14 protein-coding genes are annotated in these 13,661 nt (G+C 70.4%); 3 read left to right on the forward strand and 11 right to left on the reverse strand.

Going from position 1 to position 13,661, the window contains the following annotated elements:
• Window positions 1–908, forward strand: a 908-nt coding sequence (locus ELQ94_RS16720) for an HNH endonuclease signature motif containing protein (protein ID WP_133447509.1), incomplete at its 5' end; no start/stop codon positions are given.
• Between the two features lie 210 nt (window positions 909–1,118).
• Here ELQ94_RS16720 and ELQ94_RS16725 read toward each other — a convergent pair.
• From ELQ94_RS16725 to ELQ94_RS16760, 9 genes are all read right to left on the reverse strand, one after another.
• Window positions 1,119–1,646, reverse strand: a complete 528-nt coding sequence (locus tag ELQ94_RS16725) for a DUF6611 family protein (RefSeq protein ID WP_127051519.1) — start codon at window positions 1,644–1,646, stop codon at window positions 1,119–1,121.
• A gap of 7 nt (window positions 1,647–1,653) precedes the next feature.
• Window positions 1,654–1,977 carry a monovalent cation/H(+) antiporter subunit G gene (gene mnhG, locus ELQ94_RS16730; protein WP_127051520.1) on the reverse strand — a complete coding sequence of 108 codons (324 nt, stop codon included), beginning with the start codon at window positions 1,975–1,977 and terminating at the stop codon, window positions 1,654–1,656.
• Entirely contained in the window at window positions 1,974–2,234 is a 261-nt protein-coding gene (locus ELQ94_RS16735; protein WP_341807748.1) for an MrpF/PhaF family protein, read from the reverse strand. Before ELQ94_RS16735 ends, mnhG begins: the two co-directional genes overlap by 4 nt.
• Complete coding sequence (locus ELQ94_RS16740) at window positions 2,231–2,644, reverse strand: Na+/H+ antiporter subunit E (RefSeq protein WP_127051521.1); 414 nt, start codon at window positions 2,642–2,644, stop codon at window positions 2,231–2,233. Before ELQ94_RS16740 ends, ELQ94_RS16735 begins: the two co-directional genes overlap by 4 nt.
• Complete coding sequence (locus ELQ94_RS16745; RefSeq protein ID WP_127051522.1) at window positions 2,641–4,200, reverse strand: monovalent cation/H+ antiporter subunit D family protein; 1,560 nt, start codon at window positions 4,198–4,200, stop codon at window positions 2,641–2,643. Before ELQ94_RS16745 ends, ELQ94_RS16740 begins: the two co-directional genes overlap by 4 nt.
• The gene (locus ELQ94_RS16750; protein ID WP_127051523.1) at window positions 4,197–4,700 is read right to left on the reverse strand and encodes a sodium:proton antiporter; all 504 of its coding nucleotides are present in this window, start codon (window positions 4,698–4,700) and stop codon (window positions 4,197–4,199) included. The genes ELQ94_RS16745 and ELQ94_RS16750 overlap by 4 nt, the downstream gene beginning before the upstream one ends.
• Window positions 4,697–7,498, reverse strand: coding sequence for a DUF4040 family protein (locus ELQ94_RS16755; RefSeq protein WP_127051524.1), 2,802 nt, complete (start codon window positions 7,496–7,498; stop codon window positions 4,697–4,699). The genes ELQ94_RS16750 and ELQ94_RS16755 overlap by 4 nt, the downstream gene beginning before the upstream one ends.
• 80 nt (window positions 7,499–7,578) lie before the next feature.
• Complete coding sequence (locus ELQ94_RS17385; protein ID WP_166404884.1) at window positions 7,579–7,716, reverse strand: hypothetical protein; 138 nt, start codon at window positions 7,714–7,716, stop codon at window positions 7,579–7,581.
• Window positions 7,717–7,805: 89 nt separating this feature from the next.
• Entirely contained in the window at window positions 7,806–9,560 is a 1,755-nt protein-coding gene (locus ELQ94_RS16760; RefSeq protein ID WP_127051525.1) for an endonuclease/exonuclease/phosphatase family protein, read from the reverse strand.
• A gap of 130 nt (window positions 9,561–9,690) precedes the next feature.
• Between ELQ94_RS16760 and ELQ94_RS16765 the strand changes: the two genes are divergently transcribed.
• Window positions 9,691–10,488: a hypothetical protein gene (locus ELQ94_RS16765; protein WP_127051526.1), complete on the forward strand. Its 798-nt coding sequence runs from the start codon at window positions 9,691–9,693 to the stop codon at window positions 10,486–10,488.
• Between the two features lie 36 nt (window positions 10,489–10,524).
• Complete coding sequence (locus ELQ94_RS16770; RefSeq protein ID WP_127051527.1) at window positions 10,525–11,010, forward strand: hypothetical protein; 486 nt, start codon at window positions 10,525–10,527, stop codon at window positions 11,008–11,010.
• A gap of 19 nt (window positions 11,011–11,029) precedes the next feature.
• On the opposite strand, the gene ELQ94_RS16775 is transcribed toward ELQ94_RS16770, so the two are convergent.
• Window positions 11,030–12,223, reverse strand: a complete 1,194-nt coding sequence (locus ELQ94_RS16775; protein ID WP_127051528.1) for a GAF domain-containing protein — start codon at window positions 12,221–12,223, stop codon at window positions 11,030–11,032.
• A gap of 368 nt (window positions 12,224–12,591) precedes the next feature.
• Window positions 12,592–13,632, reverse strand: a complete 1,041-nt coding sequence (locus ELQ94_RS16780) for an LLM class flavin-dependent oxidoreductase (RefSeq protein ID WP_127051529.1) — start codon at window positions 13,630–13,632, stop codon at window positions 12,592–12,594.
• Between the last annotated feature and the right edge of the window lie 29 nt (window positions 13,633–13,661).

Raw genomic sequence — 13,661 nt, forward strand, 5'->3', positions numbered from 1 at the left:
CACGCGTGGATGCGGCCGTGCTCCGGCAGGCGGAGGAGTCTCTTGTGGAGCTCGCCGCGGGGACGCAGCATCACCCGCCGCTGCGCGCCGACCTCGTCCGCGGACAGGCACAGCTGTTCGTCGAGGCCATCGACCCCGACGGGGTCCTCCCCCGTGAGGAGGTGGCGCGGCGGAAGCGGAAGCTGGTCATCGGGCGGGAGAACCGGGACGGGATGATCCCCGTTCACGGATTGTTGACTCTCGAGGTCGGGGCGTCGCTCAAGCGACTCGTCGACGCTCACGTGCGAAAGGTGTCGTTCCCGGACCCCGACTCGATGGTTGAGCACGTCGACGACCGGCTCCCGCAGCAGAAGCGCCACGACACCCTCGCCGACATCCTCAGCGCCGCCGCCCGCGTCAAGGACGCACCCGAACTCGCCGGATCGGCGCCCGCGATCACCGTCACCGTCACGCAGGCGGCGCTCGACGCCGGCGTGGGTGTCGGAGCGATCGACGGCATGGACACTCCGATCTCGGTCGAGGCTATCGAGCGGATGATCGACTCCCGCGGAATGCAACAGGTCACCTTCAACGACAAGGGCCGCGTGCTGTCACTCGGATCGGTGCAGCGCTGCTTCACCCCCTCCCAACGGCGGGCCATCAACGCACGCGACGGAGGCTGCGTCATCCCCGGCTGCACCGCACCAGCCGGCTGGTGCGAAGTCCACCACGTCATACCCTGGCGAAACGGCGGGGCGACCCACGTCGACAACGGGGTGCTCCTCTGCTGGGGCCACCATCAGAGCATCGATTCCGGGCCCTGGGAGTTATCGATGCCGGACGGACTCCCCCACGTCCGAGGCCCCGGCCACTGGCAATTGACCCACACCACCAAAAGTCGGTTTCGAGATACCGGAACCGAGACCTGACCGAGACCTGGCCCCGCATTCCCGGCGTAGATCGTGACGGCTGCGTGGCGTCCGACTTCCGCGGCGCCCCGCGGCGCCCCTCGGCGCCCCTCGGCGCCCCTCGGCGAGCCATCCGAACCGGTGGGCGCGGCGTGCTGTGACCAGCTGAGCGGAGCCGTACGGAAGCGCTCTCGGCCCTGCGCCCGCGCTCAGATCGCGAGACGGGCCGCGTCAGCGGGGTGGCGCGAGCGCCGCGAACGCCCGCTCCCAGCGGTCGGCGTACTCCGGCCAGCGGATGTCACCCGCATCGATGCGCGTCTCGGCGTCGTGCAGTCCCTCGGCGAGGTGCTGCAGGCGGGCGAAATGGAGGTCGTCGACCACGCTCGCGCGGATCGACGACCGGAACGCCGACGCCGAGACCGTGCGCGAGCGCACCGGATGGGTGACGCGCGCCATCACCATCCCGACGAGTACGAGCAACGGGAGCACGATCGCCCCGGCCGCGAACAGGGAGACGTCCGCGATGGCCGCCCCGATCGGGGCTCCGGCCGCGGTCCCCGCCCCGGACAACGGCGCCCAGGATCGCGTGAGGTGGGTGCAGCGACGCAGAACCCGCGGGGTGCCGGGCGGGAGCACCTGGACGACGATCGTCTGGGTGCCGTACCTCCCGACGCTCGTGCTCGTGTAGCCCCAGCGGTAGCGGCCCTCGACGAGCCACCGGGCCCGTACCCGCGGCCGTGGAACGCGTGCGCGCGACATGTCGTCACTACTCCGCGTCGAGCTCGTCGTACCGGGGCTCGTGCATCCGTGTGCCCGTGAGGTAGGCGGATCGGGCGAGCGCGATGCTCCCGACCGCCGAGGTCGCGAGCTGCAGCACGATGATGAGTGCGACCTTCACCGTGTCGGCGACCGTCGGCTGGGTGAGGAGCGCGCCGACCACGACGAACACCACCCCGAGACCACCCGCCGTTCCGACCGCCGAGATGCGGCTGTACGCATCCGGGAAACGCACCACCCCGAGAGCGGCGGTCGCGAAGATGAGGGCGCCGACGATGGCGAGGACGGTTCCGATCACGGCGAGCGCGTTCATCGCTTCCCCCTCATGAGCACGCGGGCGAGGGACAGCGCGCCGAGGAAGCCCACGAAGGCCGCGACGAGCACGATGTCGAACGTCGCGGCGCTCGCGATGCGCACGCCGAAGAGGGCGACGAGCGCGACCATGCCGAAGAGCAGCAGGTCTCCGGCGATCGCACGATCGGCCTCCGTCGGTCCCTTCAGGATCCGGTACGCCGAGGCGAGCCAGGCCACGACGACGATCCCGATCGCGATGTCGATTCCGATCATCATGCGTCTCCTCCCTGTCGTCGTACGGCGGCGAGCATCCGCGACTCGAGGTCGTGGACGAGGTCGCGGAGTTCCTCGGCGTCGGCCTGGTACATCCCGTGCACGAAGAGGTACCGGGCGTCGGGGGCTCCCGCGTCGGCGTCCTCTCCGCGACCACCCGGAACCCGCGCGGCGCCCGGGGCCTGAGTGGTGGTGCCGAGTGTGAGCGTTCCGGGCGTCAACGTGATGAGCGAGGCGAGCAGGGTGAGTTCCGCGTCGCCCCGGCACCGCGTCGAGTAGCGGATGATCCCGGGCGTGGAGTCCTGACCCGGGGTGAGGTTGTCGCGCAGCACGGTGACGTTCGCACGCACCATCTCGAGGGCGAACCACGCCCAGAACCCGATGAACCGGAACGGCCAGGTGATCCAACTCATGACCCCATCACCGCCTCCGTGTACGCCGACGTGTCGAGCAGGCCGTCGGCCGCCGTCTGGGCGAGGGCCATGAGGCCCTCCGCACCGACTCCGAGGCAGACCGTCGTGAGCGCGAGGATCACGGCAGGTGCCGCGAGCGCGACGCCCACACGGACGCGTGGACGCTCGGCGACGGCCGTGCCGCCGCCCACATGGTTCGCCGTGGACTCGTCGGTCTCGTCGGTCTCGTCGGTCTCGTCGGAGACGAGCTCATCCGGTAACTTCCCCCAGAACACGCCCGACCAGATCTTGAGCATCGACAGCAGCGTCACGAGCGACACCACGAGCATCACGATCACGACGGCGACCTGCCCGGCCTCGAGCGAGGCCATCACGATCGAGAGCTTCGCCACGAAGCCGGAGAACGGAGGGAGCCCGGCCATCGAGAATGCCGCCACGAGGAACGCCGCCGCGATGAGCGGCTCCCGCGTAGCCGTGCCCCCGAGCCGCTTGAGCTCGCCCGTCCCGTACCGGACCTCGATCGCGCCCGTCGAAAGGAAGAGCGCGGCCTTCACGACCATGTGGTGGATGAGGTAGAAGATCCCGGCGGCGAGCCCCGCCCCGGTGAAGAGCGCGACGCCCATGAGGATGTAGCCGATCTGGCTCACCATGTGGAAGGCGAGGATGGAGCGCGTCGTCGTCTCCCCCACCGCGGCGAGCACGCCCACCACCATGGTCACGCTGAACACCGTCACGGCGATCCAGAGGTAGCGCTCGTCCCCGTCGAACAGCTGCGCGTAGATCCGGTAGATCGCGTAGATGGCGACCTTGGTGTGCAGCCCCGAGAACAGGGCGGTGACCGCCGGGGACGTGGACGGGTAGCTGCGCGCGAGCCATCCGTAGACGGGCACGATCGCGGCCTTGATCGACAGCGCGAACAGGCACACCGCGGCCGCCGCCGCGACGGCGTCCGATTCCTGAGCCGCCCCCGCGAGTTCGGCGAGGTTCACGGTGCCGGCCGTCCCGTAGAGGAATGCGACCCCGGCGAGGAAGACGGTCGATGTGAGCAGGTTGACGGTCACGTAGAGTCGCGCGCCGGACACCTGGTGGTACTCCCCTCGCCCCGGCGGGGCGAGCACGAGCAGCGCGTACGACGGCAGCAGCATGACCTCGATGAAGACGAAGAGGTTGAAGAGGTCGGCTGTGAGGAGCGCGCCGTTCACCCCGCCGAGCAGCACGAGGGCGAGGGGCGCGAAGTAGCGGCCGTCGGCCGTACGCGCCACGATCGCGAAGAGCGAGCACACGACGGTGAGGAATCCCGTGGCCGTGAGCATGAGGGCCGTGAACATGTCGGCGGCGAACGGGATGGCGATCCCGACCGGCCAGAGGCCGACGCCATGAGCGATCGGCCCGTCTGTTCCGACCACGCCGATGAGCACGACGCCGCCTATGGTCGACGCGCTCGCGAGCGCGAGGATCACAGCCGCCTGCACGCGCCGACGGCGTCCGAGAGTGAAGAGCAGGCCCGCGGCGAGGATGGGGACCGCGACGAACAGGGGAAGGAGTGCGTCGGTCACCGGCCGGCCTCCTCGGTGTCGGCGGAGACGGTGGACTCGGAGTCGGCAGAGTCGGCGTCGGCATCGGCGTCGGCGGCATCGGGGGGCTCGACGTCGGCCCGCTCCGCCTCGGTCCGCGCGCCCTCCGAGCGGCCGCGTCCGAATCGTCGGCGAGCGGACCGCAGCGGATCCGTCCGTGCGCCACCGTCTCGGCGACCCGCCGCGGTGTCGTCATCGTCGTCGCCCGTCACGGCGAGCGCGAGGAGGAAGATCGTGATCGAGAAGGCGATGACGATCGCGGTGAGCACGAACGCCTGCGGCAGCGGGTCGCCCACGCCCGTGGTGTCGTCGAACGTGCCGAAGGGTGCGAGTCGCGCGGAGGACCCGCCCGCGGCCATGAGGATGAGGTTCACGGCGTGACCGAGCAGCACGAAGCCGAGGATCACACGCAGCAGCTCTCGCCGCTGGAGGAGGTACACGGCGCCGCACACGAGCAGGCCGGCGGAGATCGCGAGGGTCATCGCACAGTCCTTTCGGAGGTCTTGGTATCCGCTTCGGCGGCGGCGTGGGCGTTCGCGCGCACGGTGGCGACGTGCCGGTCGACGCCCAACAGGTTGAGCGCGGTGAGGACCACGCCGATCACGGTGAGGTACACACCCACGTCGAAGACGAGGGCCGTGGTGACCTTCGCCCCGAGGATGTCGAGGTGCAGGGGCCGGAGGAACGAACCGTCGAGGTAACCGGCGAAGCCGGTGAGGGTGGCGATCGCGATGCCGAGCCCGATGAGTACGAGGTAGGGCCAGCGGATGCGGGCCGCCTCGTCGGAGGGTGCCGCGAGATACAGGAGCGCAAAGCCCGCTCCTCCCACGAGGGCCGCGATGAATCCACCGCCCGGTTCCTGGTGTCCGCGCAGCAGCAGCACGAGCGATAGGAGCACCGTGAGCGGGCCGGCCCAGCGGGTGAGCGAGCGGACGAAAACGGAGTTCTGCTCCGCATCGGCGAGCGGGGAGCGGCTCTCGTGCTTTTTCTCCGCCTCCGACTCGTCCGTCGGCACATCCACGGTGTGACGGGCCTTGAGGAGCACGGCGACCGCGACACCGGCGACACCGAGGACGGTGAGTTCGCCGAGTGTGTCGAGTGCGCGGAAGTCCACGAGGATGGTGTTGACGATGTTGGCGCCGCCGGTCTCGGTCTCCGCGTTCCGGAGGTAGTAGTCGGCGGCCGACGACAGCTCGCGGCGGCCGGTGAGCGCGAGGACGGCGACCGTCGTCGCGATGCCGGCGGCGACCGCGATGATCGCGGACGTCGCGCGTCGCCGGGTGCTGTCCTTCGAGAAGCGTCGGGGCAGGCGGCGGAGCACGAGGACGAGCACGCAGATCGTGAGGATCTCGACGAGCAACTGTGTGAGGGCCACATCGGCGGCGCCGAGCCAGAAGAACCACAGCGTCATCGCGAAGCCGACCACTCCGAGCACGACGACGGCGGCCACCCGGGTGTGGGCGAAGACCGTCGCAGCCGTTCCCGCCAGGATGAGGACCACGAGCACCCAGTCGAGGGGCTGCGTCGGGTCGGCGACCACCGGCGGGAGCTCGCCGATCGAGACGCCGATCACGACGGCGATCAGTACCAGGCAGACCACGGGGATCAACAGGTGACGGGTGGGGGTGCGGTCGCCGCTCGCGCGACTGACCCTCTCCCCGACGGCGATGATGCCGGCGCGGGAGGAGTCGACCACACCAAGGGCGCTGAACGGGAAGACCAGGCGCCGCATCACGCGATCGACGTGCGACCGGAGCGCCACAAGGATCGCGCCCGACCCGATCACGAGGGCCGAGATCAGGAGAGCGGCGTTGAATCCATGCCAGAGCTCGAGGTGTGTGTCGGCGTCCGCTCCGATCGCGGCCGTCGCCGCCCCACCCACGAGGCCGTCGAGGAGCGCCGGGGCGAGGCCGAGCGCGAGGCCCGCCGCGGCGGCGAGGGCGGGCACGGCCCAGAATGCGGTCGTCCCGTCGCGGACCGTGCGACCGGAGGAGCCGCCGATCGACCCCAGCACGAAGCGGCCCGTGTATGCGAAGGTCAGCACGGCCGTCACGGCGACGGCGAGCGTGACGATCACACCGAACCAGGGCGGGCCGGAGAGGTCGAGGAGCGCGGCGAACATGCTCTCCTTGCTCACGAAACCGAGGAGAGGTGGCACCCCCGCCATGGAGAGCCCGGCGAGGGCGGCGACCGTGAGCGTGATCGGCATCCGCACGTTCAGGTGGGCGAGTTCGCGGATGTCGCGGGTACCCGCCTGCCGGTCGATGAGCCCGACCACCATGAAGAGCGCCGCCTTGAAGAGGGCGTGGGCCACGGTGTGCACCACCGCGGCGGAGAGGGCGGCCGGGGTGCCGACGCCGATCAGGAGCACGAGCAGTCCGAGCTGGCTGATCGTGGAGTACGCGAGCAGTTCCTTGAGGTCGGTGCGACGCAACGCGGCGACACCGCCGAGGAGCGCCGTGATTCCGCCGGCGGTGATGAGAAGCGTCGACCAGAGCGTGTCGTCGCTGAGCACCGGCGAGAAGAGCAGCAGCAGGTAGATACCCGCCTTCACCATGGCGGCGGCGTGCAGGTAGGCGCTCACGGGGGTGATGGCGGCCATCGAGTCGGGCAACCATGCGTGGAACGGGAACTGCGCCGACTTCGTGAACGCCGCCACCGCGAGCAGCACGACGAGCCACATCGTGACGGCGGGCTGGTCGGCCCAGAACGGGTCGGCGAGGATCGCGCTGATGCGCGTCGTGCCCGCGGCGACCGCCATCGTCACGGCGGCGGCGAGCAGGCTCAGCCCGCCGAGGGCGGTCACGAGCAGGGTGCGGATGGCCGGTTCGCGGGCGGAGTCGCCGGACCGGGCGATGAGGAAGAACGAGCACAGCGTCGTCGCCTCCCACGCGACGAAGAGCAGGACCACGTCGTCGGCGAGCACGAGCACGAGCATCGCTAGCGCGAACGTCGTCATGAGGACGAAGAACGACGTGTGCCGGCCGCCCGGCCCGAGATACCGCGCTGAGTAGGCCAGCACGGCCGCCCCGATCACCGTGACGAGCAGCCCGAAGAGCAGCCCGAGTCCGTCGAGGCGGAGCGCGAGCGAGACCCCGAGCGACGGGATCCACGAGAACACCTGCTCCGTCTCGCCCGTGGATGAGGCGACGACGAGCATGGCCGCCGCACCGAGGAGCGGGAGGGCGAGCAGGAAGCCGAGGTTGCGGCCGAGGACCCGGCCGAGCGGGACGGCCGCGACGATCGCGACCGCGAGGAGCGCGAGGCACCAGAGGAGCATCAATCCACCTTGTGTCGATTCGAGAAAGGCTCGAACCGACGCGGATCACTCCCGCGACGCGCGGAGTGGGCGGTTCGAGGTCAGGCCTCGATCGATCGCGGGGAGGTGCCCGCCAGGATTGCGCCCCAGGTGGAGAGGTAACCGTTCGTTCCCGGGTGCGTCATCACCCAACGCATCGGCGAGAAGCCGACGACGGGCGCGCAGGAAGCGAAGGTCACGTCTCCATAATAACATTCGCCCGGATGGAGTTCGCTGGGAACCCGTCGCTCCCACAGACCGGCCGGATCCCGGGAACGAGCGGGAGGAATCAGTCGCGCGGCGCCCGCCGGTGGGATCGGACCCGAGCGACGATCGCCGCAGCGATGCCCGCGAGAAGGAGCGCGAGGGCGATCCCCCACCCCACGACCACGTTCTGCGCACCCGTCACGGCGAGGTCGTCACTCGAGCCGCCATCGGGAGTCGGCGACTCGTCGTCGACTCCCGAACCGTCACCCGGGTCGCCGGGTGCCGCCGGCCCGCCACCCGTCGGCGGGTCCGTGGGGGCCGGGGCCGGCACGGTCGGGTCCGGCGTGGGCTCGGGGCTCGGCGCCGGCTGCGGTGCGGCCGCGCAGCCGGCGGCGCACACCGAGAAGGTGGAGAGTACGGCCTTGTGGTCGCTCGGCCAGACTCCGGCCGGCGTGACGATGGGGTCCTCGCTGTCGGGTCCGACCACCTCGCCGTCCACGATCGTGCCCTGCGGCCCGACGATCACCGAGTCCTGGAGCGCGATGCGCTCGTCGGGACCGAAGAAGACGAAGTCGATGCGGTCGCGCTCGTCGGCCTCCGGCGTCCACGTGAGCTCGAGCGGGTCGAACGCGGGGTTCTCGATCGACCACGTGATGCCGGGGTGGGTCACGGGGTCGGGGTACTTCTCGCGGTAGGAGTCGATGAACCCGGCGTCGAGGAGCACCTGCAGCGCCGGCCAGGCGATGACCGTGCCGTTGTGGTCGAACATGTCGGCCGTCGCAGTGGTCCAGTCCTCGCCCGAGGGCTCATTGAAGTCTCCACCGATCACGGCGAGTCGACCGGCCGCGCGCTCGGCGGCAGCGTCGGCGACCACGAGGGCCGTCTCCTCCGGACGGTCGGAGTCGTTCGACGCCTGCAGGATGAGGTCGACATCTGTCACGGGGGCGTCGAGCTGATCCCACGTGTCCCAGCCGTCGGGGTAGTCGCCGTGGATCTCTCCGCCGTACCCGCGGGGCAGGTAGTTGGCGTACCAGCGGTACTCGAGGTGTCCGCCGTAGACGGCCGTCTCGGTGCCGTTCACGTCGATGACGGCCTTCGTCCAGTCGGTGCCGACGGTGGCGGTCTCGACGATCGGGTAGCGGGAGATCACACCGGTGTCCGTTGCGTCCACGTAGTCGAAGCCGAGGAGGGCCGCGAGCTCGTCGGTGATGGCGCCCTTCTCCGGGGTGAAGACCACGTCGGCGTCGGACTCGGCGATGATCTCGGCGATCCGGGCGGTGCCGTCGTCGATCTGAGTGCCCCCGTGCCAGAGGTTGAAAGTGAGCACGGAGAGTTCGCTCACGCCGTCGACCGCGGGCTTCGGCGAGGTCGACGGGGAGGGCTCCGGCTCGGGCGCTTCGGTGGGTTCGATCGCGAGGTCGACCGGTCCCGCGATGACCTCGTAGCCGTCGTCGTGGAGGAGGTACACGTCGTAGTCGCCCGCGTCGATCGCCCCAGAGCTCGTCGTCCACCCGTCGCGGGCCGTCGGTCCCCACTCCACGGCGCCCGTCGCGTCGGGAACGTAGCGCCAGTCGAGCGAGGCCGGCCCACCGGGGGTCTCGCCGTCGCGGTAGATGCCGATCCAGTTCGTCGCCGAGACGTCGTCGCCGGCGTCGAAGGTGATCGTGACCGTCGCGTCGGCCTCGATCGTGGTGGCGCTCACGGCGAGGGCGGGTTCGGCGGCGACGGCGGCAGCCGGGGTGAGAACTCCCCCGGCGAGCGCTGCGACAGCTGCGACCGCTGCGAGCGCGAGGGCGGACAGGAGGCGCCGACGGCGGCGCGGTGGGACGAGAGGCATGTGGCCCTTCCTCGGGTCGGTGACCAGCCAACGCTAGGGAGCGGTCGCGACGTGGGAGTGAACGGGGGATGCCCACAGGATGAAGCGGTTCCGACCACCAGGAACGACCGCGCTCGGCCAGACTGGTGCCGTGGACCCTCGAGAACGCGACGAGCTGCGGACGCTGCAGGAACGCCTCTACGGGCCGGGCGCCGACCTCCAGCCCGATGGGGAGGCGGCCGCGCGCCTGAGGCAGCTGACCGGGCAGACGTCCGCCGACGACGCGCTCGCGGGGCCGGTGCGGCGGGGCGCGCGTCACACGGCCGCACGCGATGCGGTCCCGGCGGACGACGGCGTCGAGGACACGGATACGGACGGCGACGACCTCGATGCCCAGGCCGACACCCCGCCGTCAGCGGCGCGCCGGTGGCGCCCGTCCCGACCTGTCGCGATCCTGTGGGCGAGCTCCCTCGTCCTCGCGGTGCTGATCACGATCGCCGCCACGAGCGCGCTCCTCCCGGAGCGGCTGTCGCTGGACGCGTTTGCGGAGGGCGCGAGCACCATCGCGGTCCTCGAGGTGGATCCCGACTTCGAGGTGCCCGGACTTTTCTCCGACGGCCCGGGGAACGGGGAAGCCGCCGGCTTCGAAGAGTTCAGCGGCGTGCGCGCCATCGTGGCGACCGGCGGCTACGGCTTCAGCACCGGAACCGAGGATCAGGTGTGCCTCACGATCGTCGTCAGCGCCGACCTCGGAACGGCCACGGAGTATTCGTTCGATGGCACCCTCTACGTGGGCTGCTCGGCGAACGCGTTCCCCGCGTCGGTGCAATTCATGGTGACGGAGGAGATGCCCGCGGAGATCCGCGACGTGTTCCCGGCGGGCACGGCCCTACGTTTCGACTACGACGAACGGAACGACGACATCGTCGTCTCCACCTCGAACGACTGACATGCGTTCGGGGCGATGCGCTCGGTACCCTGAGGCATGATCCGCAGGGCGCCCCTCCTCGTTCTCACCGCTGTAGCGACGGTCATCGCCCTCGCTGGATGCGCTCCGGACGATCCCGATCCGGCGGCGATCGACGCATGGCACAGCGAGACCGCCGTCTCCGCCGAGGACGGCGGCGATGTCGTCGCGGTCCTCACGGGTGTCATCCCCCGAGGTGTCCGATTGGCGGACGGCGTGCAGGTGAGTACGGACTTCGACGCGCCGGTGCGGATCTCGGGCGCCGAGTTCTCGTGCTTCGGCGAGGGGACGATGACCCTGTCGATCTCGACGATCGGCGGGGAGGGCGACTCGACGAGCACCGCCTTCGCCAGCGATCCGTTCGCCTGCGCGGACAGCCCGCATACGCTGCCGGCTGACGACATCCTCGTCGACGGGCGCAGCATCTCGAGCCTCGAGGCCGCCGGTGGTGAGAACGATCGCGCGGGCGCCTGGGTGCTCGCCGTCCACGGCACCGAGGAGTAGCCCGGTATCGCTGCCCGGCTCAGGCGCCGCCCGGCGCACGCCAGAGGTGGCTCTCCGCGAGTTCCGTGAGGGTGCTCAGGAGTTTCATCTCCTGCCGACTGAACCGGCGAGGCCGCTCGTCCATGATGCAGAGCGCGCCGACACGGTGCCCGTCGGGCGACGTGATCGGGAACCCGGCGTAGAAGCGGATCGACGGGTCCTCCCCACTGACGGCGTAGTGCGCGAATCTCGAGTCCGCTCGCGTGTCCTCCACGATGTGGTGCGCGGATCGACGGATCGTGACGTCGCAGAAGCTCCCCGCGCGCGGGCGCTCGTCGATGACGGCCCCGGACACGGCACGGGTGGTCTGGCTGTCCTCGCCGATGAACGTGATCGCCGCGATCGGCGCACCGAAGACTCGACGCGCGGTCTCCGTGATGCCGTCGAGAACGGCGTCGGTGCCGATCATGGTGGCCTGAAGTGCCATGAGGGCCCTCCGTCGGGCTTCCTCCGTCGCCTCCACGTCGCCGATCGGAACCCGGTCGGGGTCCAGTCGCTTCGCGATATGGAACGCCATCTCGTCGGCCCACTGCTCGTACAGGTCGCTGGTCTCCGGTTCGAAGTCGTCCTCGCCGGACGGTGACAGCACCGTCACGTTGGGTTCGGTCACCATGTCCGCGGTCGCCGCGTTGAGAGCGGCGGCGTGCGCGTCGATACGTCGCGCCAGGACGGGCGGGAGGGGCGTCTTCCGTTCGAACGTCGGGATCGACAGCACGAAGATCTGCGTGTCGGCGGAGGTCCGTCGCTGCATCTCGGCGAGCAGCGCGTGCAGGTGCGCGACCCAGCGGTCGACGGGCATGAGGCCGAGGACCTCCCTGTGCCCGACGAACAGGAGGATCACATCGAATCGGAGCAGATCGATGTCCTCGAGAGCAGCGAGAGACGACGTCACGGTCATCTCGGGGTGCACGGCGAGCTCCACGTCCGTGGCGCGCCCGGTGATCCTCGAGAGGCTCCGCGCCAGATAACCGGGGAGGCCCAGCGCGTGCGTCACGACGCCGCGCCCGCTCGCGATTCCGTCACCGATCATGAAGACGCGATCGGGATCGGAGCCCGGTGTGTTCACGAACGGCTCGTCGTCGGCGATCACGCGATGTCGCCAGGAGTGTGGGCTCTGGGAGAGCCAGAGTCCGGTGAGGACGCGGGCGATGGGCGCAGGCAAGAGCCAGGACACGGAGTCCTCCTTCGTCACCTGCGGGGTCTGGGCAGGCGTGCCGCTCCTTCCGCCGACGAGCGCCGGTTTCAGGAACCGGAGCCCTCGAGTGTTCGACGGGCGACCCGGTCACGGTAACCCGGATCCTGTCCGCACACACGGTCTTGACGGGGGCGGAGGGCGCGGATTGGCTATCTACCGGACCGATCGGGCCACCAATCCGATCCGGCACGGGCATCGAACCCTTCTTTCCTGCCGTCGCGACCCGAACGCGACCAGGGCGACTCGCGTCCACCCCGAATGCCGGCTTCCGGCCGTCATGACGCGAGCAGAGGGAGCACCCGGCAACGGCGCCGTGGGTTCTCGCTCCCCGTCTCAGGATGCCGAGCTCAGCGCTCTGCGCTGCGTGGCACCCAGCCGAGAGCCGGCCCGAGCGATCCCGCGATATCGCCGAGGATCTGCGCGTAGTCGTCCGCTTCGAGCGTGAAGGGCAGGGCGAAGGCGACCTCGTCCACCTCCTGGAAACCGGCGTCGGCGTGGAGCCGCTCGGCGATCTCTGCTGACGTACCCACGAGGTCGGCGGCGAAGAGCATCTTCCGGGGACCGTGCGCCACACCGACGCGGGCCGCGCGGGAGTCGACGTAGTCGCGGTAGCGGGCCCGCTGCGTCGCCGTGGCGGAGTCGGTGGGGATGACGACGAGTCCCTGCGAGACCCGCGCCCGCTCCCCGTCTGGGTGCACGGCACGGAACGCACGGACCTGCTCCGCCTGGTTGGACGCGAAGTCGGTCGTCCCGTTCTCCCCCGCGATGACGCTGCTCGTGAGCAGGCGGAAACCGTTCTCCCCCGCCCAGCGCGCGGAGCGCAGCCCGGCCGCCCCGTACCAGAGGCGGTCCGCGAGACCTGGCGCGTGCGGTTCGACGCGCGTCGAGAACTCCTCGATGCCGTCGCGGCGGGGAGCGTCGCGCGCGGGCTCGATCGGGTCGCCACGGAGGAACGAGCGCAGACGAAGGAGCCGGTCGTAGCCGAGCTCCTCCTGCTCGGCGGTGTCCGGGTAGAGGGCGTCGCGATACCGGTCGAAGTTCATCGGGGCGCCCGTGCTGAAGCCCGGTGTGATGCGGCCACCCGCCAGGACGTCGACCGTGGCGAGGTCCTCGGCGAGACGGAACGGGTTCTCGGCACCGAGCGGGGTCACCGCGGTGCCGAGCTCGATGCGCCGGGTGCGCTGCGACGCGGCCGCCATCACGGCGACCGGCGACGAGATGCCGAACTGCACGTGCCGGTGGCGCAGCCACGCACTGTCGAACCCGAGCTCTTCGCCCAAGTCGATGAGCCGCAACGTGGACTCGTGCCCGGCGGCCGGATCCTCCGGATCGAAGAGGCCCATCGTGAGGAAACCGAGGCGCTTCAGCGCATCACGTGCCGGTGTCATCCTTCGACTCTACGGTTCCCTCGCCACCA

This window comes from Labedella endophytica, assembly GCF_003990045.1.
GTDB classification, from domain to species: domain Bacteria; phylum Actinomycetota; class Actinomycetes; order Actinomycetales; family Microbacteriaceae; genus Labedella; species Labedella endophytica.

What these genes read in the sequence shown, in the direction of transcription:
- ELQ94_RS16725 (WP_127051519.1), bottom strand. Translation starts at nt 1,646, where the DNA reads ATGTCGCGCGCACGCGTTCCACGGCCGCGGGTACGGGCCCGGTGGCTC.
- mnhG (WP_127051520.1), bottom strand. Translation starts at nt 1,977, where the DNA reads ATGAACGCGCTCGCCGTGATCGGAACCGTCCTCGCCATCGTCGGCGCC.
- ELQ94_RS16735 (WP_341807748.1), bottom strand. Translation starts at nt 2,234, where the DNA reads ATGATGATCGGAATCGACATCGCGATCGGGATCGTCGTCGTGGCCTGG.
- ELQ94_RS16740 (WP_127051521.1), bottom strand. Translation starts at nt 2,644, where the DNA reads ATGAGTTGGATCACCTGGCCGTTCCGGTTCATCGGGTTCTGGGCGTGG.
- ELQ94_RS16750 (WP_127051523.1), bottom strand. Translation starts at nt 4,700, where the DNA reads ATGACCCTCGCGATCTCCGCCGGCCTGCTCGTGTGCGGCGCCGTGTAC.
- ELQ94_RS16755 (WP_127051524.1), bottom strand. Translation starts at nt 7,498, where the DNA reads ATGCTCCTCTGGTGCCTCGCGCTCCTCGCGGTCGCGATCGTCGCGGCC.
- ELQ94_RS16760 (WP_127051525.1), bottom strand. Translation starts at nt 9,560, where the DNA reads ATGCCTCTCGTCCCACCGCGCCGCCGTCGGCGCCTCCTGTCCGCCCTC.
- ELQ94_RS16770 (WP_127051527.1), top strand. Translation starts at nt 10,525, where the DNA reads ATGATCCGCAGGGCGCCCCTCCTCGTTCTCACCGCTGTAGCGACGGTC.
- ELQ94_RS16780 (WP_127051529.1), bottom strand. Translation starts at nt 13,632, where the DNA reads ATGACACCGGCACGTGATGCGCTGAAGCGCCTCGGTTTCCTCACGATG.